At 69.2% G+C, this 22,910-nt stretch carries 21 protein-coding genes; 7 read left to right on the top strand and 14 right to left on the bottom strand.

Annotation, left to right across the window (positions count from 1 at the left end; translation table 11 throughout):
- Window positions 1–1,535 (top strand): ABC transporter substrate-binding protein (locus AAHM41_RS13265; protein ID WP_342237019.1); only part of this gene is annotated, 1,535 nt, incomplete at its 5' end.
- 91 nt (window positions 1,536–1,626) lie between these two features.
- Here the strand turns inward: AAHM41_RS13265 and cynS are convergent.
- The 4 genes from cynS to arfB form a co-directional block, all read right to left on the bottom strand.
- A complete protein-coding gene (cynS, locus tag AAHM41_RS13260; RefSeq protein ID WP_342237018.1) occupies window positions 1,627–2,112 on the bottom strand; it encodes a cyanase in 486 nt (161 codons plus the stop codon).
- 69 nt (window positions 2,113–2,181) lie between these two features.
- A complete protein-coding gene (locus AAHM41_RS13255; RefSeq protein ID WP_342237017.1) occupies window positions 2,182–2,904 on the bottom strand; it encodes a site-2 protease family protein in 723 nt (240 codons plus the stop codon).
- An 18-nt stretch (window positions 2,905–2,922) separates the two neighbouring features.
- Window positions 2,923–3,846, bottom strand: a complete 924-nt coding sequence (locus AAHM41_RS13250; protein ID WP_342237016.1) for a DUF2167 domain-containing protein — start codon at window positions 3,844–3,846, stop codon at window positions 2,923–2,925.
- A 93-nt stretch (window positions 3,847–3,939) separates the two neighbouring features.
- Window positions 3,940–4,356 (bottom strand): alternative ribosome rescue aminoacyl-tRNA hydrolase ArfB, encoded by a 417-nt coding sequence (gene arfB, locus AAHM41_RS13245; RefSeq protein ID WP_342237015.1) that lies wholly within the window; start codon window positions 4,354–4,356, stop codon window positions 3,940–3,942.
- A 78-nt stretch (window positions 4,357–4,434) separates the two neighbouring features.
- Here arfB and AAHM41_RS13240 point away from each other — a divergent pair, with 78 nt between their 5' ends.
- The 4 genes from AAHM41_RS13240 (at window position 4,435) to AAHM41_RS13225 (ending at window position 8,068) form a co-directional block, all read left to right on the top strand.
- Window positions 4,435–5,343: a LysR family transcriptional regulator gene (locus AAHM41_RS13240; protein WP_342237014.1), complete on the top strand. Its 909-nt coding sequence runs from the start codon at window positions 4,435–4,437 to the stop codon at window positions 5,341–5,343.
- A gap of 95 nt (window positions 5,344–5,438) precedes the next feature.
- A complete protein-coding gene (locus AAHM41_RS13235) occupies window positions 5,439–6,182 on the top strand; it encodes a gamma-glutamyl-gamma-aminobutyrate hydrolase family protein (RefSeq protein WP_342237013.1) in 744 nt (247 codons plus the stop codon).
- Window positions 6,182–7,057 carry a serine hydrolase gene (locus AAHM41_RS13230; RefSeq protein ID WP_342237012.1) on the top strand — a complete coding sequence of 292 codons (876 nt, stop codon included), beginning with the start codon at window positions 6,182–6,184 and terminating at the stop codon, window positions 7,055–7,057. Before AAHM41_RS13235 ends, AAHM41_RS13230 begins: the two co-directional genes overlap by 1 nt.
- A 3-nt stretch (window positions 7,058–7,060) precedes the next feature.
- Window positions 7,061–8,068 (top strand): hypothetical protein, encoded by a 1,008-nt coding sequence (locus AAHM41_RS13225; protein WP_342237011.1) that lies wholly within the window; start codon window positions 7,061–7,063, stop codon window positions 8,066–8,068.
- A 14-nt stretch (window positions 8,069–8,082) separates the two neighbouring features.
- On the opposite strand, the gene AAHM41_RS13220 is transcribed toward AAHM41_RS13225, so the two are convergent.
- The 4 genes from AAHM41_RS13220 to AAHM41_RS13205 are packed head-to-tail and all read right to left on the bottom strand — an operon-like array spanning window position 8,083 to window position 13,170.
- Window positions 8,083–9,750 (bottom strand): ABC transporter ATP-binding protein, encoded by a 1,668-nt coding sequence (locus AAHM41_RS13220; protein ID WP_342237010.1) that lies wholly within the window; start codon window positions 9,748–9,750, stop codon window positions 8,083–8,085.
- Between the two features lies 1 nt (window position 9,751).
- Window positions 9,752–10,627 carry an ABC transporter permease gene (locus AAHM41_RS13215; protein ID WP_342237009.1) on the bottom strand — a complete coding sequence of 292 codons (876 nt, stop codon included), beginning with the start codon at window positions 10,625–10,627 and terminating at the stop codon, window positions 9,752–9,754.
- A complete protein-coding gene (locus AAHM41_RS13210) occupies window positions 10,627–11,568 on the bottom strand; it encodes an ABC transporter permease (RefSeq protein WP_342237008.1) in 942 nt (313 codons plus the stop codon). Before AAHM41_RS13210 ends, AAHM41_RS13215 begins: the two co-directional genes overlap by 1 nt.
- Before the next feature lie 12 nt (window positions 11,569–11,580).
- The gene (locus AAHM41_RS13205; RefSeq protein WP_342237007.1) at window positions 11,581–13,170 is read right to left on the bottom strand and encodes an ABC transporter substrate-binding protein; all 1,590 of its coding nucleotides are present in this window, start codon (window positions 13,168–13,170) and stop codon (window positions 11,581–11,583) included.
- A gap of 236 nt (window positions 13,171–13,406) precedes the next feature.
- Between AAHM41_RS13205 and AAHM41_RS13200 the strand changes: the two genes are divergently transcribed.
- On the top strand, window positions 13,407–13,862 hold the full coding sequence (locus AAHM41_RS13200; RefSeq protein WP_342237006.1) for a hypothetical protein: 456 nt from the start codon (window positions 13,407–13,409) through the stop codon (window positions 13,860–13,862).
- Here AAHM41_RS13200 and AAHM41_RS13195 read toward each other — a convergent pair.
- From AAHM41_RS13195 to AAHM41_RS13185, 3 genes are read right to left on the bottom strand one after another with little or no spacing between them, the layout of a single operon-like run.
- Complete coding sequence (locus AAHM41_RS13195; protein ID WP_342237005.1) at window positions 13,859–17,257, bottom strand: DEAD/DEAH box helicase; 3,399 nt, start codon at window positions 17,255–17,257, stop codon at window positions 13,859–13,861. The genes AAHM41_RS13200 and AAHM41_RS13195 overlap by 4 nt on opposite strands.
- A 54-nt stretch (window positions 17,258–17,311) precedes the next feature.
- A complete protein-coding gene (locus AAHM41_RS13190; protein ID WP_342237004.1) occupies window positions 17,312–17,977 on the bottom strand; it encodes a hypothetical protein in 666 nt (221 codons plus the stop codon).
- A gap of 5 nt (window positions 17,978–17,982) precedes the next feature.
- Complete coding sequence (locus tag AAHM41_RS13185; RefSeq protein ID WP_342237003.1) at window positions 17,983–20,241, bottom strand: ATP-dependent helicase; 2,259 nt, start codon at window positions 20,239–20,241, stop codon at window positions 17,983–17,985.
- 104 nt (window positions 20,242–20,345) lie between these two features.
- On the opposite strand from AAHM41_RS13185, the gene AAHM41_RS13180 reads away from it, so the two are divergent.
- Entirely contained in the window at window positions 20,346–20,828 is a 483-nt protein-coding gene (locus AAHM41_RS13180; protein ID WP_342237002.1) for a GNAT family N-acetyltransferase, read from the top strand.
- A gap of 3 nt (window positions 20,829–20,831) precedes the next feature.
- Here AAHM41_RS13180 and AAHM41_RS13175 read toward each other — a convergent pair whose 3' ends face one another.
- From AAHM41_RS13175 to AAHM41_RS13165, 3 genes are read right to left on the bottom strand one after another with little or no spacing between them, the layout of a single operon-like run.
- On the bottom strand, window positions 20,832–21,350 hold the full coding sequence (locus AAHM41_RS13175) for a hypothetical protein (RefSeq protein WP_342237001.1): 519 nt from the start codon (window positions 21,348–21,350) through the stop codon (window positions 20,832–20,834).
- Between the two features lie 43 nt (window positions 21,351–21,393).
- A complete protein-coding gene (locus AAHM41_RS13170; protein ID WP_342237000.1) occupies window positions 21,394–21,912 on the bottom strand; it encodes a pentapeptide repeat-containing protein in 519 nt (172 codons plus the stop codon).
- Window positions 21,913–21,959: 47 nt separating this feature from the next.
- The gene (locus AAHM41_RS13165) at window positions 21,960–22,892 is read right to left on the bottom strand and encodes a DMT family transporter (RefSeq protein WP_342236999.1); all 933 of its coding nucleotides are present in this window, start codon (window positions 22,890–22,892) and stop codon (window positions 21,960–21,962) included.
- Between the last annotated feature and the right edge of the window lie 18 nt (window positions 22,893–22,910).

Genomic DNA, 22,910 nt, shown 5'->3' with positions numbered 1-22,910 from the left:
CGGGCGGCGCGGGGGGGGGGGCGGGCGGGGGGGCGGGGCGGGCGCCCCCCCGCGACGGTGGCACCATCACCGTGGCGCTGAACGCGGATATCCGCAGCAGCGAACCCGGCATCAACCGCGACGGCAACACCGATACGGTGATGCAGCATGTCGTCGAATCCCTGGTCGGCTACCGCGAGGACCTCACGGTCGGCCCGGCCCTGGCGGAGTCCTGGACGGTCACGGATGATAGGCGCATCTACGACTTCAAGATCCGCAAGGGCGCGGTGTTCCACAACGGCAAGCCGGTCACCTCGGCCGAGGTGAAATGGAGCTGGGACCGGCGCTGGGCGACCGACAGCTGGAGCTGCCGGCCGGTGTTCGACGGCACCGCCGGGCTGAAGGTCGAGGCGGTGGAGACGCCGGACCCGCAGACGATCCGCTTCCGCCTGGCCGAGCCGAACGCCCTGTTCCTGGCGCAGCTCGCCAATGTCCAGTGCTTCGCCAGCGGCACGATCAGCCCCGACAGCCTCAATCCGGACGGCAGCTGGAACGCGCCGGTCGGCACCGGCCCGTACACGCTGGCCTCCTGGAAGCGCGGCGAGGCGGTGGTGCTGCAACGCTTCGCCGACTACAAGCCGCTGTCCGAGCCCGGCAGCGGCTATGCCGGCGCCCGCATCGCCCATGCCGACACCATCCGCTTCCAGATCGTGCCCGACCCGGCGACGGCGGAGGCGGCGCTGGCCACCGGCGGGGTCGACCTGCTGCCCAGCCTGGCGCCGGGGCAGATCGACCAGGCCAAGGCCAATGGCGGCATGGTCGAGACGGCCCAGGGCCTCGGCTGGTCGGTGATCCTGGTCGAGACCGCCGATCCGCTGCTGTCCGACATCCGCATCCGCCGGGCGATCGCCCATGCGCTCGACCTGAAGCAGATCGCCCAGGCCCGCACCTACGGCCTGGCCGAGGCCAACCCTTCGGCCGTGGCGCGCAGCAGCACCTTCTTCGACGAAAGCTTCCTCGACTGGCCGGCCTACGACCCGGCCAAGGCGCAGGCGCTGCTGCAGGAGGCCGGCTACAAGGGCCAGCCGATCACCATCCAGACCAACAAGCGCTATGACGGCATGTACGACAACGCCGTGATGATCCAGGCCATGCTGGCCGCGGCCGGGATCGACGCGCGGCTTGAGGTGCTGGACTGGGCGACGCAGCTCGACAACTACACCGCCGGCAAGTTCCAGCTGCAATCCTTCTCGTTCTCGGCCCGGCTCGACCCGTCGCTGCTGTACGGCATCCTGATCGGCAGCAAGGCCAAGAACCCGGCCCGGCAATGGGACGACCCGAAGGCGGCGGATCTGCTGGCCCAGTCGATCCGCACCGAGGATGCCGCCAAGCGCAAGGAGGCGCTGAAGCAGCTGCACGCGCTGATGGCGCAGCAGCTGCCGATCATCGGCCTGTACTACGACCCGGCGGTCGACGCGGTCGGGCCGAAGCTGAAGGGCTACAAGCCCTGGGCGGCCGACAAGCCGCGGCTGTGGGGTGCCTGGAAGGCGGAGTAGGGAAGCTGATCGCACTTCGACCGCTTCTTCCGATCTCCTTGCGGGGGGAGGGGGAGAGTGGATTTCCGGGGCTTCAATCTCTCGGTCGTCCTCACTCCTCCCGATACCCGAATCTCGGGGCGTTGCCGGTGGCGCCGTAGTAGCGGTAGGGCAGGAACTTGCCGGACATCGTCATCTTCACCCGGTCGCCGGCCGGGTCGGGCTGGCGTTCGATCTGCAGGTCGAAGTCGATCGCCGACATGATACCGTCGCCGAACTCCTCCTGGATCAGCTCCTTCCAGGTGGTGCCGTAGACCATCACCAGCTCGTAGAAGCGGTAGATCAGCGGGTCGGTCGGCGGCGCCTGGAACGAACCGCGATAGGGCGGCTCGTTCAGCATCCGCTGCTCCGCCGGGGTCAGGCCGAACAGGATCGCGGCTTCCGCTGCCAGTGGCTTGGTCAGCTTCATCTGGCCCAGCAGGGCGGCGGTGACCAGCACCGGCGAATGGCCGCCGATGGTCTCGGCGATCTCGCGCCAGCTCCAGCCCTTCTCGCGCTTGATGTCCAGGATCTTCTCGGTCAGCTCGTCGCGCTTCATGGCGAACCCTCTCCGGTCGGTGATTGCGAACCGATCGCAGAGCCATGCAACGGCCATGCCAGCCAAGTGTCAGAAGGGACGAGAGCCTTCCAGCATCCCATGCACGCTGTAGGTCATGATCGCCAGCAGCGCGGTCAGGCCGAGATACAGCACGCCATACTCGATCCGGGCGTCCAGCGGCGCGTTGTAATAGGCCTTGGCCTCCGGGCTGTTCGGGTCGTGCCGCCAGGCCTTCAGCACCTGCGGCGCCGCGAACAGCGCCACCAGCAGCAGCACCGGGCTGGGCCGCCACAGCAGCAGCCCCAGCATGATCGGCGCGCCCAGCAGCCAGACCCGCGGCGACAGGATCGCGGTGATCCGGCCGCCGTCCAGCGGCGACACCGGCAGCAGGTTGATCAGGTTCAGGAAGAAGCCGGAATAGGCCACGGCCAGCAGCAGCCGGCTGTCCACCTCGCGCGCCCAGAAATACACGGCGAAGGCGCCGAGCGTGCCGAGGAACGGGCCGGCGAAGGCGACATAGGCCTCGGTCTCGACATTCATCGGCTGCTCCTTCAGCTGGATCCAGGCGCCGACGAAGGGGATGAAGGTCGGCGCCCCGACATTCAGCCCGCGCCGCTTGGCCGCGATGTAGTGCCCCATCTCGTGCACCAGCAGCATCAGCACGAAGCCGGCGGCATAGCCCCAGCCGAACACGAAGGCGTAGGTGACCAGCGACAGCAGCATGGTGCCGCCGGTCAGCGCCAATGGGCCGAATTTCAGGCCGCCGACCAGCAGCAGAAGCGCCTTGATCATGACTGGTGCCGGGCCCTCTCAGGAAACGCCGCCGTCGCGCGGCTTCCGCCGGAACAGCTTGGCCAGGGCGACGCCGAAGACGCCGAAGCCGATGATGAACACCTTGGCGAATTTCAGCACGAAGGCGCCGATGATGGCGATCAGCCCCAGCTTCTTCGCCGCCACGCCCGCCACCAGCGCCGCCAGCCCGTATTCGGCCACCCGGTCAGTCCCCTCGGTGAAGTCGGCATAACGCTTGCCGGGGCTGTAGCTGATCGCGCTCAGCAGCTCGCGAGCATACTTCTTGTCGCCCTCGACCGTCGCCGTCGAGGTCACCAGGTTCAGGCCGAAATAGCCCTCGCGTCCCAGCGCATAGGTCTTGTAGTTCGCCGTGCCCTGGTCCCGCGGGTTGTCCGTCTCGACCACCTTGGCGGACCAGACCAGGCGATGGGTCGCGGCATCGTATTGCGGCACCTCGATCCAGCCGGTCACCGCCAGGGGCGGGAAGCCGCGGGCAATCCGGTCCTGGTTCTCGGCCTCGGTGCCGTCCTTCAGGCTGGTCAGCAGCTCGTCGGCGTTCCAGTCCTTGGCGTCGTCGTCGCGGATATAGCCTTCTTCGGTGTAGTCGATCGACGCCGACCACTGCTCGTCGCTGAGCGGGAAGACCAGGCCGATCAGCGTCGGGCTGGCGCTGTTCCCCGAGGCGCGCAGCAGGCGGGCCGATTCCTGCTTCGGCACGAAGGCATAGCCTTCGGGCAGGGCCAGCGTGCCCTGGTCGATCAGCGGAATGTCGACCGGCCCGCGCTGGACCACCTTCCTGGCCGCCTCCCACGCGGCGTCCTGCTCCGCTTGGATCGTGGCCGCCCGGTCGGCGGGTGCCGGCGGCGTCTGCGCGGCGGCGGTGCCGGCCAGGGCCAGCGTCAGCGCGACCGCGAGCACGCGATGCGACAGGCCGAAACTCATGATGATGTCCCCCTCCCGTGTCCCACGGCCCCCGCCGCATGGGAACTTCATCATAAGCGCGCAAGATGGCAGCAATTTGAAGCGAATTCCGTCTCAGTCCTCGCCCGGGCTGCCGCGCATCCGCTTCACCGACGACCGTTTGCTCTTGGAGTCGAGCCGCCGGATCTTGCTGCCCAGCGTCGCCCGGGTCGGCCGGCGTTTCTTCGGCGCCACCGCGGCGCGCTGGAACAGGTCGACCAGCCGGGCCACCGCCTCGGCCCGGTTGCGCTCCTGGCTGCGATGCTCACGGGCGGTGATCACCAGCACGCCGTCCTTGGTCAGGCGCTGCCCGGCCAGTGTCTCCAGCCGCGCCCGCATGTCCTCCGGCATCCCGGCGCGGTCGATCGGATAGCGTAGCTGCACCGCGGTCGCGACCTTGTTGACGTTCTGCCCGCCCGGGCCGGAGGCGAGGATGAAGCTCTCCTCGAAGTCGCGCTCGTCCAGCGCGATGCGGGCGGTGATCCGGATCATGGCCGGACCCTCGCACGGCCGGGCGCGCTTGTCATGCCCCCGCCGCTGTGCCATCCCGGTCCGGGCGGAGGAGACGCAATGACCATCAGGCTGAGGCATATCGAGGCGCTGCAGGCGGTGCAGAAGGCCGGGTCGATCACCGGCGCGGCCGAGCTGCTGAACGTCTCGCAGCCGGCGGTCAGCAAGCTGCTGCGCCATGCCGAGGACCAGTTGGGCCTGCGCCTGTTCGAGCGGGTCAAGGGCAAGCTGGTGCCGACCCGCGAGGCCAAGCTGCTCGAGGTTGAGATCGACCGCACCTTCGCCGGGCTGGAGCGGATCTCCAGCATCGCCGCCAACCTCCGGCGCGGGCGCGAGGGCCATGTCCGCATCGCCTGCCTGCCCAGCCTTGGCTTCGGCTTCATGACCGAGCAGATGGCGTCGTTCCACCGCCGCCACCCCGGCGTCAGCTTCGACCTGCGCACCCACCACACCCGCGAGATCCTGGATCTCGTCGCCACCAACAGCCTCGACCTCGCCATCGCCTATGAGCCGGTGCTGCCGCCGGGCATGCGCAAGATCGCCATCGGCACGTCGCGGCTGGTGCACCTCTCGACCGCGCCGCTCGGGCCTGGCGAGGCGGCGGAGATCACGCTCGACCGGATCGATGTCGAGACACTGATCGGCGTCGACCCCGACACCTCGATCGGCGCCACCCTGTCCGACGCCTTCGACCGCGCCGGCATCCGCTACGCCCCGCGCAACCTGATCCAGACCTACTACCTGGCGCTGCCGCTGGTGCGCTACGGCGCCGGCTCGGCCATCGTCGACGAGCACACCGCCCAGGCCTGGGCCGTGCCGGACGTCACCGTCCGCGCCATCGTGCCGGAGATCACCCTGCCGATCACGGCGCTGCACCACGAGAACTACCCGCTGTCGCAGGCGGCGCATCTGTTCCTCGACCACCTCACCGGCAAGCCGACGCAGCGCACCCGCAGCGCCAGGCGATAACGGCCGATACGAAGCCCATAACCGACCGGAATTTGACAGCCGCCGGGGCGCCGGGCATCACCGAGGGACCCGTTCCGCTTCCGCACAGGACGATCATGCCCTCCTCCTTGAAACATGGGCCCGTCATCGGAGTGACCTTGGATGCCGAGGAGCCGGGCGGCTATTCCTCCTCGCCCTGGTACGCGCTGCGGCAGAACTACTGCGGCTCGCTGGCCGAGCACGGCGCCGTGCCGCTGGCGCTGCCGCATCTGGTCGATGCGGTCGACCGCTATCTCGACCTGTGCGACGGCGTCGCCGTCACCGGCGGCGGCTTCGACGTCGACCCCGCGCTCTGGGGCGCCGGCTCGGTGCACGAAACGGTGAAGACCAAGCCGGTGCGCACCCAGTTCGAATGGGCGCTGGTCAAGGGCGCGGTGGCGCGGAACAAGCCGGTGCTCGGCATCTGCGGCGGCGAACAGCTGCTGGCGGTGGTGCTGGGCGGCACGCTGGTGCAGCACATCCCGGCCGAGATCGACAACGCGCTGGACCACAGCCCGGAGCGCAAGATCCACGACCCGGCCGGCTGGACCGCGGCGCATGAGGTCGAGGTCACGCCCGGCACGCTGCTGGCCCGCATCACCGGCGCGGCGCGCTTCGGCGTCAACAGCTCGCACCACCAGGCGGTGAAGGCGGCGGGGCCGGCGTTGATCGTCTCCGGCGTCGCCCCCGACGGCGTTGTGGAGGCGATCGAGCATCCGGGACAGCGCTTCTGCCTCGGCGTGCAATGGCACCCGGAATACCTGCGCAGCGAGGCCGACCGCGCCATCCTCGCCGCCTTCGTCGCCGCCTGCGCCGGCTGATGGGCGCCGCGCTGGTCCAGAACCTGCTGGACGAGTTCAAGGGCGAGGTCGGGCCCGAGGATTTCGGCCTGACATTCCGGCTCTATCCCGGCCGGCTGCGCGACGGCGCCGCTGACCGCTACTCGGACGGGCCGGTCTTCGGCCATCGCGACGAGGTCGCGGTCTATCCGGCCAGCACCTGCAAGAGCTTCTATCTCGTCGCCTTCCAGCACTGGGTCGAGGCCGGTCTGCTGCAGCCGGCCGAGGAGGATCTGCGGGCGCTGTCGGCGATGATCCGCCAGTCCAGCAACGACGCCACCACCTACCTGTTCGGCCGCATGACCGGCACCACGCCGGGCGGTCCGCTGCCGGATGCGGAGATGGCGGCGTGGTGGGACAAGCGACAGGCGATCCAGCGCTGGTTCGAAGGCTGGGCCTGGCCGGAGTTCGACCGGCTGCGGCTGTGGCACGGCACCTACGAGGACTCGCCCTATGGCCGGGAGAAGGCGGCGCGGGCCCATGGCGGCAACCTGATCGCCCCGCGTGCGGCGGCGGCGTTGCTGCACGGCATCGTCGCCGGTCAGCTGGTCTCGCCCGCCGCCTGCGGCCGGATGATGGTTCTGCTCGACCGCGAGCCGGAGCGCGACCCGGACCGGCTGCCGCCGGACTATGAGGACCAGGTCCGCAGCTTCCTCGGCGAGACGCTGCCCAGGGATGTCCGGCTGTGGTCGAAGGCCGGCTGGACCAGCGAGACCCGGCACGACATGGCCTATTGGGAAGCCCCCTCCGGCCGCAGCCTCGTCGCCGCGGTCTACACGGTCGGCCCGCACATGGCGCAGAACCGCCGCTTCCTGCCGGCGGTCGGAGCCCGGCTGCATGCGCTGCTCGAGGCATAGGGGATGCCGATGCCGCCGGTCTGGCACGATGACCACCGCTCGCCGAACTACGCGCACCTGGCGGCGTCCTTCGCCGGCTCCGTCTTCACCGCGAATGCCGGGACCTTCGAGGCGCTGTGCCGCCTGTCCCGCTTCCGGCCACGCGGGGCGAGGATCCTGTTCGGGCTGCGCGGCTGTGCCCTGGCCGATCCGGACTCCGCCGGCCGGTGGACCGAGGCGCTGCAACTGCGCGAAGTCCGGCCGGACCATCACGTGCCGCGCTGCGTCCTCGGGGTGTGGGACCGGCCGGCGGGGCGGCTGATCGCCTGGCCCGGCTCGACCGTCCCGAACGCCCACTACATGCGCTGCCAGGTCGAGGCGCCGGACCGGCGCATCGCCAACATGCTGGCGTCGGGCCTGCACCCCTATGTCGTCGGCCCCCATGTGCCCGCTGGCCGGCCGGCGGAGGAGGGGGCGTTCCAGCTCGACCGCACCGTGGAGGTGCCGGTCTGGCGCTCGCCCGATGCCGCCGGCTACGACCTGTCCGGCCGCTTCGACATCTGCGCGCCGGAGGACAACATCCACGCCGCCGGCTGGCCGGGCGACGGCATCGAGTTCTCCTCCGCCGGCTGCCAGACCTTGCCGGGCCGGCACCTGCCGCCGGCCGACCCGACCGGCGACTACGCCGCCTTCCGCGCGGCGGCAGGGCTCGCCGCCAGCCCCGACCTGGCCGAGACCGGCCTTGCCTTCGACGATCTGCTGATCGCCGGCCGGCATCTGCGCCTGGTGGCGGAGCGCGGCGCGGACCCGGGGTTGGCCCGGCTGATGCCGGGGTCGAGCGGCCCCGAGGTGCGGCTGCTGCAGGACGCCTTCATCGGCCGCGGGCTGATCCCGGACTGGGGCTTCACCGCCGGCGTGCTCAACGGCTTCACCGCCAAGGCGCTCTACGACTGGCAGGCGGCCTCCGGCCGGGTCGCGGACGGCGTGCTGCGGCCGGAAGAGGCGGAGGCGCTGGGCTTCTCGCTCAGCTGAGCCGCGGCCCCGGGTCAGGCCTCGGCCGGGGCCGCCAGCGCCACCGGGCGGAAATTGGCGAAGTCCCAGTGCCGGCCCGGCGCCGCCTCGAACAGCTGGCGGGTGTAGGCATCGCGCGGCCGGCGCAGCACCTCGGCCGCCGGCCCGATCTCCACCACCCGGCCCTGGCGCATCACCGCCACCTCGTCGCAGATCTGCGCCGCCACGCGCAGGTCGTGGGTGATGAAAAGGATGGCGATGCCGAGGCGGTCCTGGATCTCCTCCAAGAGCGTCAGCACCTGGGCCTGAACCGAGACGTCGAGCGCCGAGACCGCCTCGTCGGCGACCAGCAGGTCCGGTTCCATCGCCAGCGCCCGGGCGATGGCGATGCGCTGGCGCTGGCCGCCGGAGAACTGGTGCGGGAAGCGGTCGAGCGCCGTGGCGTCGAGCCCGACCAGCGGCATCAGCCGCCGCGCCCGCTCCAGCGCCTCGGTTCGCGGCAGGCCGAAATTCATCGGCCCCTCGATCAGCGTGTCGGCGACCCTGAGGCGCGGGTTCAGCGACCGGTAGGGATCCTGGAACACGATCTGCACCCGACGGCGATGCGGCCGCAGTTGGCGGCGCGACAGCCGGGCGATGTCGGTGCCGCCGATCCGGATCTCGCCGGCCGAGGGGGCGATCAGCCGCATGACGCAGCGCGCCACGGTCGACTTGCCCGAGCCGGACTCGCCGACGATGCCGAGGGTGCGGCCCGGCGCCAGGCGGAGGGTCACGCCCTCGGCGGCCGCGACCTCGCGCGTCCGGGCGAGGCCGGATCGGCTGCGATAGGTCTTGCCCAGGCCGGCCGTCTCCAGCACCGGCGGGGCGTCGACCGGGGCGCGCGGCGCCCGCGGCACCAGGCTCGGCACCGCGGCGATCAGGGTGCGGGTATAGGCCTCGGCCGGCCGCCGCAGGATCTCCTGCGTGCCGCCGGTCTCGACCAGCCGGCCGCGCCGCATCACCACGACGCGGTCGGCGATCTCGGCGACCACGCCCATGTCGTGGGTGATGAACAGCACGGCGGTGCCCTGCTGCTCCTGCAACTCGCGGATCAGGCCCAGGATCTGGCGCTGGGTCGTCACGTCCAGCGCGGTGGTCGGCTCGTCGCAGATCAGCAGCCGCGGCCGCAGCACCAGCGCCATGGCGATGACGATGCGCTGGCGCTGCCCGCCCGACAGCTGGTGCGGATAGGATGCGAAGATGCGGTCGACCTCCGGCAGATGCACCTGCTGCAGGATCGCCAGGATGCGGGCGCGCCGCTCAGCGGCGCCGAGGCCAGTGTGGGTGCGCAGCACCTCCTCGATCTGCCGGCCGACGGTGGCGACCGGGTTCAGCGCCGTCATCGGCTCCTGGAACACCATGGCCATGCGGGTGGCGCGCAGGGCACGCAGCCGGGCCGGCGAGGCGCCCAGCAGCTCTTCGCCCTCCAGCCGGATCGACCCCGCCGCCGGCTCCAGCGCCCGGCGCGGCAGCAGCCCCATGGTGGCGAGCGCAGTGACCGATTTGCCGGAGCCGCTCTCGCCGACGACGCAGACGGTCTCGCCGGCGCGGACCTCGAGCGAGATGTCCTCGACCACCCGCGGCGCCCCGGCCGGGCCGGCGATGCGGATTGCGAGGTTGCGGATCTCCAGGATCGGGGCGTCGGTAGGAGTGATGTCCGGCATCTCAGCCCCTCTTCGCCATGCGCGGGTCGAGCGCATCGCGCAGCGCGTCGCCGACCAGGTTGACCGACAGCACGGTCAGCGACACCAGCAGCCCCGGCCACAGAATCAGAGTCGGCTTGACCAGGAAGTAGTTGCGACCCTCGGCGATGATGTTGCCCCAGGTCGGGATCTCCGGGCTCAGGCCGGCGCCGAGGAAGGACAGGATCGATTCCGTCAGGATCGCCGAAGCGCAGACATAGGTGCCCTGGACGATCAGCGCCGGCAGGGTGTTGGGCATCAGGTGCCGCCACAGGATCCGGGGGAGGGAGGTGCCGGCGGCGATCGCGGCCTCGACATAGGGTTCCTCCCGCGCCGACAGCACCACCGACCGCACCAGCCGGACCACGCGCGGGATCTCCGGGATGGTGATGGCGACGAGGACGGTCCAGAGCGTCGCGCCGGACAGGGCGACGACGGCGATGGCCAGCAGGATGTTCGGGATCGCCATCAGCCCGTCCATCACCCGCATCACCACCGCGTCGACGGCGCGGAAGAAGCCAGAGACCAGGCCGATGGCGAGGCCGATGGCGACGCTGACCGCGGCGGCGCCGATGCCGACCACCAGCGACACCCGGCCGCCGTAGACAATGCGGGAATAGAGGTCGCGGCCATAGGCGTCGGTGCCCAGCCAATGCTCCCAGGTGCTGGGCTTCAGCCGCAGGGCCGGGGCCATCGCCGCCGGGTCCTGGGTGAACAGCAGCGGCGCGAACAGGGCGCCGAGGATGATCAGGGCCAGGACCAGCGCCGCGATCAGCGTCGGCAGGTTGGCGGTCAGTGCCCTGACCGTGGCTTGGAACGGGCTGCGCTGCGGCAGGTCCAGGGGCGCTCCGGCGGCCATCAGTAGCGGATCCTCGGGTCGAGCGCGGTGTACATCAGGTCTATGACCAGATTGACCGCGACATAGACGAAGGAGGTCAGCAGGATCACCGCCTGGATCACCGGATAGTCGCGCGCCAGCACCGCCTCCACCGTCAGCCGGCCGATGCCGGGCAGGTTGAACACGCTCTCGGTCACCACCACGCCGCTGATCAGGAGGGCGATGCCGATGCCGATCACGGTGACGATCGGCACCGCCGCGTTGCGCAGGGCGTGGCGGAACAGCACGGCGCGCTCGCTGATGCCCTTGGCCCGGGCGGTGCGGACATAGTCCTCGCCCATCACCTCGATCACGCTGGTCCGGGTGATGCGGGCGATCAGCGCGATGTAGACGAGGCTGAGCGTCGCCACCGGCAGGATCATGCGCTGCAGGAACGGCCAGAGGCCGTCGGCTAGGCTCTTGAAGCCCTGCACGGGCAGGAGCTTCCATTCGATCGCGAACAGCAGGATCCAGAGATAGCCGACGACGAAGACCGGCACCGAGAAGCCCAGCACCGAGACCGACATGGTGATGCGGTCGACCCAGCCGCCCTGGCGCCAGGCGGCAAGGGTGCCGAGCGGCACAGCCACCGCGACGGCGACGACGATGGTCAGCACGGCCAGGCTCAGGCTCGGCTCCAGTCGCTGGCCGACCATCTGCACCACCGGCACCTTGGAGATCAGCGACACGCCGAAATCGCCGCGCAGCAGCCGGCCGATCCAGCCCAGGAACTGGACGTGGAGCGGCTGGTCGAGGCCGAGCGCCGCGCGGATGGCGGCCAACTGCTCCGGCGACGCCTGGTCGCCGGCGATGATCGCCGCCGGGTCACCGGGCGTCAGCCGCAGCAGCAGGAACACCACCAGCGCCACCACCAGGATCACCGGCAGGGTGGCGAGGATGCGGCGGGCGAGATAGGTCAGCACGGCGCCCGTCCGCTATTCGGCTTTCTCGATGTTCCAGAAATAGGGGGCGGGCCCGTTCAGCACTCCGGTCAGGACGTTCCGCCAGGCGGTGGGGACGCTGTACTGGCCGAGCGGCAGGTACATCACCTCGTCATAGACGTGCTTCTGCAGCTCCTCGGCAATCGCCTTCTGCTCCGCCGGATCCTGGCTGCGGGCGAAGCGGGCGCGCAGAGTCTCGGCCACCGGGTCGGTCGGCCAGCCGAACCAGCCGCCCTTCGGCCCTTTGCCGTTCAAGGGGAAGCTGGACAGCGGGTCGGCCATGTCGGAGGTGACGAAATTGGTGAAGAACAGGTTCCAGCCGCCTTCCTTCGGCGGCGCCTGGCTGGCGCGGCGGGTGACCAGCGTCTGCCAGTCCATCGCCTGCATGTCGACCGTGAAGCCGGCCTGGCGCAGCGACTGGGCCGCGACATTGGGCTGGATGCTGACGGTCGGGACGTCGGTCGGCGCCATCAGCACGACCGGCGTGCCGTCATAGCCTGCCTCCTGCAGCAGTTGCCTCGCCTTGGCCATGTCCGGCGCCGTCGCCCCGGCCTCGCTCGCCAGCACCGTGCCGCAGCCGTAGATCGAACCGCAGAGCTGGTAGTATTCCGGGTTGCCGGTCATCGCGTCCATGAAGTCCTTTGGGGTCAGCGCGTAGAGCGCCGCCTGGCGGATCTTCTTGTTGTCGAAGGGCGGGTACAGGAAGTTCATCCGCCCGATGTTCTGGAAGCCGAGCGTGTTGGCGATGTGGACGGTGATCTCGTCATTGCCCTCGAACAGCGGCAGCAGATCGATCGGTACCTGCTCGTAGAAGTCGATCTCGCCCGACAGCAGGGCGTTGGCCGCGGTCTGCTGGTCGCTCATCGCCACCCATTCGACCCGGTCGACCTTCACGGCCTTGCCGCCGGCCGCCCAGCTCGCCGGCTCGGTCCGCGGCACGTAGTCGGCGAATTTGGCATAGACCGCCTTGACCCCGGGCTGGAACTCCTCGGTGACGAAGCGGAAGGGGCCGGAGCCGGTGTAGTCGGTGATCGGCTGGTCGGCCGGCGTCTCGGCGACGCGCTTCGGCATCATGAAGGGCACGATCGAGCTGGGCTTGCCCAGGGCCTGCAGCACCAGGCCGTAGGGCTCCTTCAGGGTCAGGACGATGGTGCGGTCGTCCTTGGCCTCCAGCGAGGCGGTCTTCTCCATCAGGAGCTGGCCGAGCGTATCGCGCTGGCCCCAGCGGCGCAGCGAGGCGACGCAATCCGCCGCCGTCACCGGCTGGCCGTCATGCCATTTGAGGCCGTCGCGCAGGGTGAAGCTGTAGGTCAGGCGGTCGTCGGAGATCGTCCAGTCCGCCATCTGCGGCTTGACCGCGAAATGCTCGTCCATGGCAACGAGCGTGTCGTAGATCATGTAGCCGTGGTCGCGGGTGATGTAGGCGGTGGTCAGGATCGGGTCCAGCACCCGCAGCGCCGAATGCATCACCGCCGTGATCGTCTTGCCTTCTGCCAGGGCCGGCGCCACGGACGCGGCAGTTGCCGCAAGCGAAAGCATCGCGACGCGGGCCAGTTTCAACAGACCTGCGAGGGAGAACGTCATGCCGAAGCCTCCAGATTTATTTTAATTTTTTCGGATTTCTTCCGCTCCCTGCCGTCAGAAACTTTGGTTCTGATGGGGGAGGGTCACTGTTGGTAAACGAATGATGGGAAGGGAGTCCGGGTCGAGTCAACAGCTTTCGGGATCACCGCCCGGTGCGCGCGCGGCACATCCGGCATATGCGGAAGCCACCGGTTCCCGCGGGCGCGGTCCCACCTAGATTCATTGCAGATGACGAGATGCTCGCGATGAAGGCGCTGCAGTTTCTGGCCGTGGTGCTGACCGCCCTGGCGTTGGTCCCGGGCGGTGCGCACCTGCTGGCCATGCCGAACAAGCTCAGCCTGGACGAGACCGCCTATTTCGCGGTCCAGGGGACCTACCGCGGCTGGGCTTTGCTCGGAATCGTGCTGGTCGTGGCGATCGCAGCGGATACCGCCCTGGCGATCGGTGTGCGACGGCAGCCGGTGCCGTTCCGGCTGGCCCTGGCCGGCGGCCTATGCCTTGCCGCCACGCTCGCGGTGTTCTTCCTGTGGACCTATCCCGCCAACCAGGCCACGGCGAACTGGACCGCCGTGCCGGACGACTGGGCGGCGCTGCGGCGGCAATGGGAATACTCCCACGCCGCCAACGCGATATTGACGTTCGTTGCCCTGTGCCTAGTCACGTTGTCCGTGCTGCGCTGGCGGCCCGGCTAGGGCGCAGCGGGCAGGTTGCCCAGGTCATCGAGGAAGTCCTGCGGCGACATGCATCGCAGCTTGTCCCGCGCCGTCCGGAAATACGGCTTGCCGCCCCAGAGGCTCCGATCGCCGATGATGAAGAAGCCCCGCTTGGCCCGGGTCGCTGCGACATTCAGCAAATTGGGTTTCGACGATGCCCAGTCGGCGCTGTTGGCATGAGCATGGTCCGCGCCGAGCACCATCAGCACCAGGAATTCCTCCTTGCCCTGGAAGGTGTGGACCGTGCCGATGCGTTCCTTGCACCAGTTGGCGAGATCCGTCCTTTTGGGGACGGCCAGACCGAGCGGATCGAGCCGCGCATTCCAGCACTCGATATCGGTGAGCCGCCTCGTCAGGGCCTGCTTGACGCTGCGGAACGGCGAGATGAGATAAAGGGGCGGCAGCACGCCTCGACCGATGCGATAGAGATCCAGCACGGCTTGGACTGCGATCTCGATCTGCTCGGGGACCACCTGCCTGCCCTCTCGGACCAGCCCTGCGACATCGACCCAGCCCGCATATCCGTCCTCATCCGGACGGGTGGCGAAGATCATCTTGCCGTCATAGGCGATGGCGTTCGCGATGTCGAACATGGTCCTGGCGCAGCGTCGATGGACACGCAACGGGCTGCCGATCCAGATGCTCTCATCCCGGTCATTCGCAGGAACCATCGCTCCGTAGGGATTGGCTCGATCGGCGAGTTGCTGCACCGAGACGCGGTTGGGTGCATATCGCCCGTCCTGGATCGCCGCGACGCCGCCCGCCAGAGCCTCGATCAGCCTGGCCGGAACCGTGTATACGGGCTCGATCTGCAGCGGATCGCCCACGACCACCGCGCGCCTTGCCCGCCACAACGCACCGACCGCAGCCTGAGGCGGGGCTTGGCCAGCTTCGTCGATGAACAGCCAGCCGATGTCACCCGGTCCCAGATCCTGGAACTGTCGGCCGAAGGAGGCGAAGGTCGAGGACACGACCGGAACGACCATGAACAGGCTCTGCCAGATCACCCTGGCGTAGTCGGCGTTGATCGGGCGCGCGCCCTTCAGCATCCGGCTGATGGCGACCAGATTGCCTCCGAAGCCATGCCCGCCTTTGTCCTTGTTTCTGCCGGCTTCCGCCAGCCACGCCTCATGCAGAGCCAGCGCGGCGTTGAACAGCGTCGAACGCAATTCTGCGAGGCGATCGTCGTGCCAGAGCCCCCTTTCCTGGATGGTCTCCTTTTCCAGATCCGTCAGTTCCGAAAGCCCCAGGCGGTCTTGCAGATCCTTCCAACGATCCTGCTTGCGCGACCACTCCACCGCCGCCGCATCGCGCGCCGATCGAGCCGCATCGAGTGCCGCCGTGGCTGTGGCGAGCGTGGCTGAGGCGGAGGCCGCCTGCGCTTCCAGTACCCGCAGGCGCCTGCGGCGGGACAGCTGTTCTTCGGCATTGGCCCGGCGGCTCTCTTTGAAGGCTCGATGCCTGGATGGCCGGAACAGCCACGCCAGACGACCAGGCGACTGCCGGTCGATCAGCCGTTCCTCCTCGGCAAGCTCGGCCAGCCTGCGGGAGCATTGTGCGAGCTCGGCCTCGATCGTGGCGAGCCTCGTCGTGGCGGTCTGCTGCACCGTCCCCGCCGCTTCGGCCTTCGCCGCCGCGGCGCTCACGATGCCCGGCCCATCCGACGACAGCATCTCGGCCGCGATGTCGGCTTGCTGCGCCAACGCCGCGATCTGCGCCGACACGGCCTGGTCCGCCTCGCGGAATGACAGGGCGGCAGCGGGGAAGGACGGGCCGTCGTAAGCGTCGATCCATTCGCGGATGGTCGCTGCCGGGTCTCGCAAGGCGGGCCTGCGGCCCCGCTGGTCCACCCTGAAGAACACCCGATCGGCAAAATCCCGGCGGTTCGCGAACTTGCCCAGAGCGCAGGAAATCAATCCCCAAGGGGCATCATCGAGGTCGGCGGGTTCCTTGAACCTCCCGTTTCCCTGCTGGACCACAACCTTGTGGGCGACCGGCCGCAGATAGCCGCTATTCCTCCAGCCCTCACCGAGCGCCTTTCGTTTCGGCAGATCCTTCGAGATGTTCTCGACCGCCGTGTTGTTGGACGAGCCAACCACCATCTCATGGCCGACGAGTTCGGGAGAAAGCTGACGGATCCAGGCCGGAGCATCCGACCGCGCGAAGGCCGCGCGGATCGAGGCGTTGATCATGGTGTCGGCAACCGTCTCGAAGCCGGCCAGAGCCCGCGCCCGGCGGACGATGATTTCGGCGACAATGTCGCCGAGCAGGGTGGTCTTGCCGGTGCCCGGCGGGCCGTTGACCGAGAACACGCCGTCGGCGCCGAGGCGTTCAAGAGCGGCGTTGATGGCGAATTGCTGCATCAAGCTCATGGCTTGTCCCGGCGTTCGCAACCAGCGTGCCGAAGGCAGGCGGCCCGGATGGAGCATGTCCAAGATCGCCCGGCGCCCTTCTCCGGAGTAGAGGTCGATCCGCTTCGAAGCCGGCGGATCGAGATAGGCGGCCAGGGCAGCCGGCACGTCGCCCCGGCGCAGCGCGGCCATCGCCCGCTCCAGATCCCGGATGTAGAAGCTGTTCAGGATGTCGATCCCGGTATCCGTGGCGACGATCTCGTCATCGTCGCCATCGGCCGGCTTCTCACCAGCCTCGGCGTGCTCCGGGCCGGTCTGATCCGCCGCTCGATGAGTCGGTCCTGGTCTCTCCGAAATCCTCTTCTTCTTCTTCTTCTTTGTTACGACTTGCAGCACGGCGGCGTCCGAGTGCTTGGGGGAAAAGCAGGCCCAATCCTGGAGCAGTCCGATGAGCGAGGTGAGATCAGAGCCGCTCAGTCCTGCTGCCTGCTTGCCGTCCGCTCCCAGAAGCCGCTTGGTCTCGGCTCCGCGCAGGCGCTCACCGAGGTCGGCGAAGGCATCGGCGCGGTTCTGGTCCGTCAGGGCGTCCCATTCGTCATGGTTGGCGCGTCCGATCGCCCATGGCACCGTCGACACCGAAACCGAGTCGAGGTCCGGCACGCCGCCCGGCGTCAGCTTCAGCCTGGCGAAGCAGGTATCGCCTTCGGTGTCGGCGCGTTCGGCATCTTCGCTTTCCTCGGTCCCGGCGACCGCGTTGGTATGGAGCCGTTTCGCGAGCTGGTCGATCTCCGCCTTGGCGAAGATGCCGAGATAGAGATTGAACCCTGCGATCTCCTCGTCCTCGCCGATGGAGACATCCCAGAGATCGATGGCGGTCTTGTCGGCCAGCCCGGCAGAAGCGACCGCAATGCACTCACCTCTCTTCTCTTCGGTGACTTGCCTGAGGTCGAAGGGAATGAAGAACTCGATCCTGTGCCAGTAAGCCAGAATCTCGAGAAGTTTTGCGGTCTCGGCTTCGGGCATGGCTCGTCTCCGCTGAAGAGAGGGCTCGAGAGCGTCAGCGTGCCGCCGCTTCCCTCACTGCCCGCCACTCTTCAGCACCAGGGGCGACAGGTCGGTGATCTGGTCCTTCACCGCCGCGGCCAGCTCGGCCGGGCAGGCGGTGCCGACGCCGGACAGGCTGCACAGGCGCAGGTCGTCGATGTCGGCGCCGCCTTCGGCGATCTGCCCCGACGACAGTGGCAGATGCGCCTTGTCATAGGCCGCCAGCGGCCAGATCCGGCGGGCGATATAGATCGCCTCGCGGCCGACGGCAATGTGCAGCAGCTGCATCTCGCCCTGGCCGTCGCTGATGCGCCGGGTGCAGCCGAGCGCGGTGCGGACGGTGCCGCCCGGGTCGGTCCGGACCTGGCCCTCGACGATGTCGTCGCAGGCCTGCTTCAGGGCCTCGGCGCTGTCGCGGATGAACTCGGCCGGGTCGCTGTTGCCCAGCCCGCCGATGCGGGTCACGGTGATGCTGCCGTCGCCGGACTGCGCCGGATCGGCCTTGCGCCACTCCACCACCGTGGTGCTGCCCTCGGTGGCGGCGAAGCTGCGGACCCAGCCGGCCGGCAAGGTCAGGGCCAGGATCTCGCCATTGCCGCCGGGCAGGACCAGCTTGCTGCCCGTCTCCGCCGCAACCGCGCCGGAAACAGTCAACGCTGCGAGCAGCGCCAGCGCCGCGCCTCGAACCATCATCTTCATGCTGCCTATTGTCCTGCCTCGGCGGCGGGGACGACGAAGCTGTCCATCACCCGCTTCTCGCCGGAATGCTCGAAGGCGATGGTCAGCTTGTCGCTGTCGACGCTGCGGACCTCGCCATAGCCGAACTTCTGGTGGAACACCCGGTCGCCGACATTGAACGCACGGGCCGGACGCGGCCGGGACTGCACCTCATAGCCGCTGCCTTCGATCACCGTCGGGGCGCGACGCATGAAGCCACCCTGCGGCGGTGCCGTCCACAGCCGGGTCGGTGCCGCCTCGGCGAAGCGGCCATAGCCGGTGTCGCCGAAGCCGGTCTCCGAGGTGACCTCGACATGGGCGTCCGGCAGCTCGCCGACGAAGCGCGAGGGCAAGGCGGTCTGCCATTGCCCATGGATGCGGCGGTTGGCGGCGGCGGAAACATAGGCGCGGCGCTTCGCCCGGGTCAGCCCGACATAGGCCAGGCGCCGCTCCTCCTCCAGCGCCGCGATGCCGCCGTCGTCCAGGGCGCGCTGGTTCGGGAACACCCCCTCCTCCCAGCCGGGCAGGAAGACATGGGCGAATTCCAGCCCCTTGGCCGCGTGCAGGGTCATCAGCGTGACCTGCTCGCCGGTCTTTCCCGTCTCGTTCTCCATCACCAGGCTGACATGCTCGAGGAAGGCCTGGAGGGTCTCGAAATCCCCCATGGCGTTGATCAGCTCCTTGAGGTTGTCCAGCCGGCCCGGCGCCTCGGGCGACTTGTCGGCCTGCCACATGGCGGTGTAGCCGCTCTCGTCCAGCACGGTCTGGGCCAGCTCGACCTGCGAGGCCTGCTCCGCCAGGCGGCGCCAGCGCTCGAAATCGCCCATCAGGGCGCGCAGCGCGCCGCGCGGCTTCGGCTTCAGCTCGTCGGTCTCGATCAGCCGCAGCGTCGCTTCGGTCAGCGCCACGCCCTGGGCGCGGGCGACCGTGTGCAGGAGCTGGACGGTGGCGTCGCCCAGGCCGCGCTTCGGCACGTTGACGATGCGCTCGAAGGCCAGATCGTCATCCGGCTGCGCCACCACGCGCAGATAGGCGATGGCGTCGCGGATCTCCTGCCGCTCGTAGAAGCGCGGGCCGCCGACCACGCGATAGGGCAGGCCGAGGGTCAGGAACCGCTCCTCGAATTCGCGCATCTGGAAGCCGGCGCGGACCAGCACCGCGACCTCGTTCAGCGTCACCTGCTGGCGCTGCAGCCGCTCGATCTCGTCGCCGACCCAGCGCGCCTCCTCCTCGCCGTCCCAGACGCTGCGGACGATGACGGATTCGCCGCCCTCCGCCTCGGTGAACAGGGTCTTGCCCAGGCGCCCCTGGTTGTGCGCGATCAGCCCGCCGGCGGCGCCCAGGATGTGGCTGGTGGAACGGTAGTTCTGCTCCAGCCGGATCACGGCGGCGCCGGGAAAATCCTGCTCGAAGCGCAGGATGTTGCCTATCTCGGCGCCACGCCAGGAATAGATCGACTGGTCGTCGTCGCCGACGCAGCACAGGTTGCGGTGCTTCTGGGCCAGCAGGCGCAGCCACAGATATTGCGAGACGTTGGTGTCCTGGTACTCGTCGACCAGGATGTAGCGGAACCGGTCCTGGTAGTCGGCCAGCACCTCCGCATGCTCCTGGAAGATGGTCAGGTTGTGCAGCAGCAGGTCGCCGAAATCGCAGGCGTTCAGCGTCCGCAGCCGCTCCTGATAGGCGATGTACAGCTGCAGCATGCGGCCCTGCGCCACCTCGCCGGCATCGGCCGGCTTCAGCTTGGCCGGGGTCAGGCCGCGGTCCTTCCAGCGCTCGATCACGCCCAGCAGCACCCGGGCCGGCCAGCGCTTCGAATCGATGCCGTCGGCCTCGATCAGCTGCTTGATCAGCCGGATCTGGTCGTCGATGTCGAGGATCGAGAAGTTCGAGCGCAGCCCCACCAGCTCGGCATGCCGGCGCAGGATGCGGGCGGCCAGGGCGTGGAAGGTGCCCATCCACCAGCCCTCGGTCGGGGTGCCGAGCAGGTGGGCGACGCGTTCGCGCATCTCGCGGGCGGCGCGGTTGGTGAAGGTGACGGTCAGCACCTGGCTCGGCCAGGCCTTGCGGGTCGACAGGATATGGGCCAGGCGGGTGGTCAGCACCCGGGTCTTGCCGGTGCCGGCGCCGGCCAGCACCAGCACCGGGCCGTCGACGGTCTCGACCGCCTGGCGCTGCGCCGGGTTCAGATTCTGCAGGTACGGCGGCTCGAAGCCGGCCGGCATGTTCCGGGAAAGTTCGACCATGTGTTGTCTATAGCATGACCGGGCTGCGCCGAAACCGCTGGCGTCGGGTTGACGCAGCCTGGAGGCGCGTCGAGGATCGCCGCGACCCGAACCGAGAGCCTGCCATGACCGACCTCGTGATCCGCCCCGCCGAGCCCCGTGACGCCAAGGAAATCCTGGCGATGATCACCGAGCTTGCGGTGTTCGAGAAGGAGCCGGACGCGGTGCTGGCGACCGAGGCCGACCTGCTGCGCGACGGCTGGGGACCGACCCCGAAATTCGAGGCGCTGATGGCCGAGCGCGGCGGCCGGGTGCTGGGTTTCGCCCTGTTCTTCTCCAGCTACTCGACCTGGGAGGGGCGGGAGGGGATCTATCTCGAGGATCTCTATGTCCGCGACGCCGCCCGGGGGCTCGGCGTCGGCCGGGCGCTGGTGGCCCGGATCGCGCAGCTGGTGGTGGCGCGCGGCGGCAAGCGGCTGGACCTCTCGGTCCTCACCTGGAACCCGGCGCGGGAGGTCTATGACCGGCTGGGCTTCGACCACAAATCGGACTGGACCGGTTACCGCCTTACCGGCGAGAAGCTGGCGGCACTGGCGAAGGCGGGGTGACGGCTACCGGTTCCGCTGCCGGAAATACTCCAGGATGATGCAGAGGACCACCGGCACCAGGTTGAGCGCGACGATCGTCCCGGCCAGGCCGGTGTCGAGATAGAAGCCGAGTGACAGCGCCCCGCGGAACGGGTCCAGGCCGATGCCGTAGGATGAGGTGATCGACATCGCCGTGGCGCCGGCGACCAGCGTCACCGGAAGCCGCGCGATCATGTGGAAATGATAGGCGATGCCGGCGGTGTAGAGGATCGGGATCTGGCTGGCCTGGACCAGCAGCGACAGGGCATAGCCGAGGGCGCGGCGCTTCCACAGCAGGGCGCCGGCGGCGATGCAGAGCAGCATCATCAGTGCCGCGGCCAGCAGGACCAGCCACTGCGTCGCGGCGATGATCGCCGGGCCGTCGCGATAGATCCGCTCGCCGATCTCGGTCAGGCCGGCAATCCCGCCGACGATCTGGATCACCGCGATGACGCGGTCGAGGGGAAGGGCGGGACGCCGGGTGGGGCGGTCGGTGCTGGTCATCGCTTCGCTCGGTTCATGCTTCGGAGGCCGCCGGCCCGCCGGGCTATTCGCACAGCCCGATCGAGCCCTCGGCGCAGATCTTGGCACCGTCGGTCCAGGTGGCGCCGGACAGATCGGCGTCGCGGAACACGGTGCCGCGCAACTCAGCCCCGGTCAGGGTGGCGCCGCGCAGCTTGGCGCCGACGAAGCGGGCGTTGCGCAGGTCGCTCTTGCTCAGATCGGCACCGGTCAGGTCGGCGTCGGTGAAATCGGTGTTGGCGAGCCGCGCAGAATCCAGCTTGGCGCCCGGCAGGGTGGCGCGGTTGAACTTGGCGCCATAGGCCTCGGCGCCGGTCAGGATCGCCCCGTCCATCGTGGCACGGGTCAGGCTGACGTCGCGGAGCTGGGCGCCGGTCAGGTCGACGCGGCTCAGGATCCGGCCGTCCTGCAGGCAGCGGCGCCAGTTCACCTGTGGCGCCGCGGCGTCGGTGCAGCCGGCCCATGCCATGGCGGCCGGGCCGAGCAGCAGGGCGGACAGAAGAAGGGCCCGGACGAATCGGGAACCGAAGAATGCGACCAACATGGCCGGACAGTCACCGATTCCCAGGACTCAGCGCAAGCGTATGAGAGTCACAGCGACTTGCCGACCGGGCGGACGATCCGGCGCTGTCGCTCGCGGAAGGCGATGAACAGGCTGGAGCCGACGATCACCGCGGTGCCGAGCAGCTCGATCGGGGTCGGGAACTCGCCCCAGGCGAGGAAGCCGAGGCCGAGTGCGAAGATCAGCGAGGCATAGTCGAACGGCGCGATCACCGAGGCCGGGGCCAGCTGATAGGCCTTGGTCATCAGGATCTGGGCGATGCCGCCCAGCACCCCGACCGCGACCAGGATCGGGATGTCGATCAGGTCCGGCCAGACGCCGATGAAGGGCAGGGTGGCGGCGCCCGCGACCGCGCCGGACAAGGTGAAGTAGAAGACGATGGTGACGTTCGATTCGGTGTCCGCCATCTTGCGGATCGAGACCATGGCGAAGGCGGTGGCCAGCGCCCCGCCGAGCGCCACCAGGGCGCCGAGCGAGACGCCGGTGGCGGGGGTCGGATGCACCACCAGCAGCACGCCGACGAAGCCGATCACCACCGCGCTCCAGCGATAGATCCGCACGGTCTCGCCCAGCAGCGGGATGGCCAGGATGGTGATGAACATCGGCGCGGCGTAGCCCAGCGCCGTCGCCGTCGCCAGCGGCAGCATGCTCAACGCAGTGAAGCCGCAGAACATCGAGACGAGGCCGGAGCCGGAGCGGCGCAGATGCCCGCCCAGCCGCTCTGTCTTCAGCACCCGGAAGCCGCCGAGGCGATGGACCAGCCACAGCACCGGGATCATGGCGAAGAAGCTGCGGACGAAGACGATCTGCCCAACCGGATACTGGTCGCCGAGCTGCTTGATCAGCGCCGACATGCAGGTGAACAGGGCGGCCGAGGCCAGCTTGTAGCCGATGGCGGGCAGAATGGAGGCCGGGGCCGCTTCGTCAGCGGACCCTTTCGGTTCGGCCTGGGAGATCGTCATCGGAAACGGGGCCCGTTG

The organism is Inquilinus sp. OTU3971, from assembly GCF_038440215.1.
This window is presented reverse-complemented; position numbering and strand designations above follow the sequence as displayed.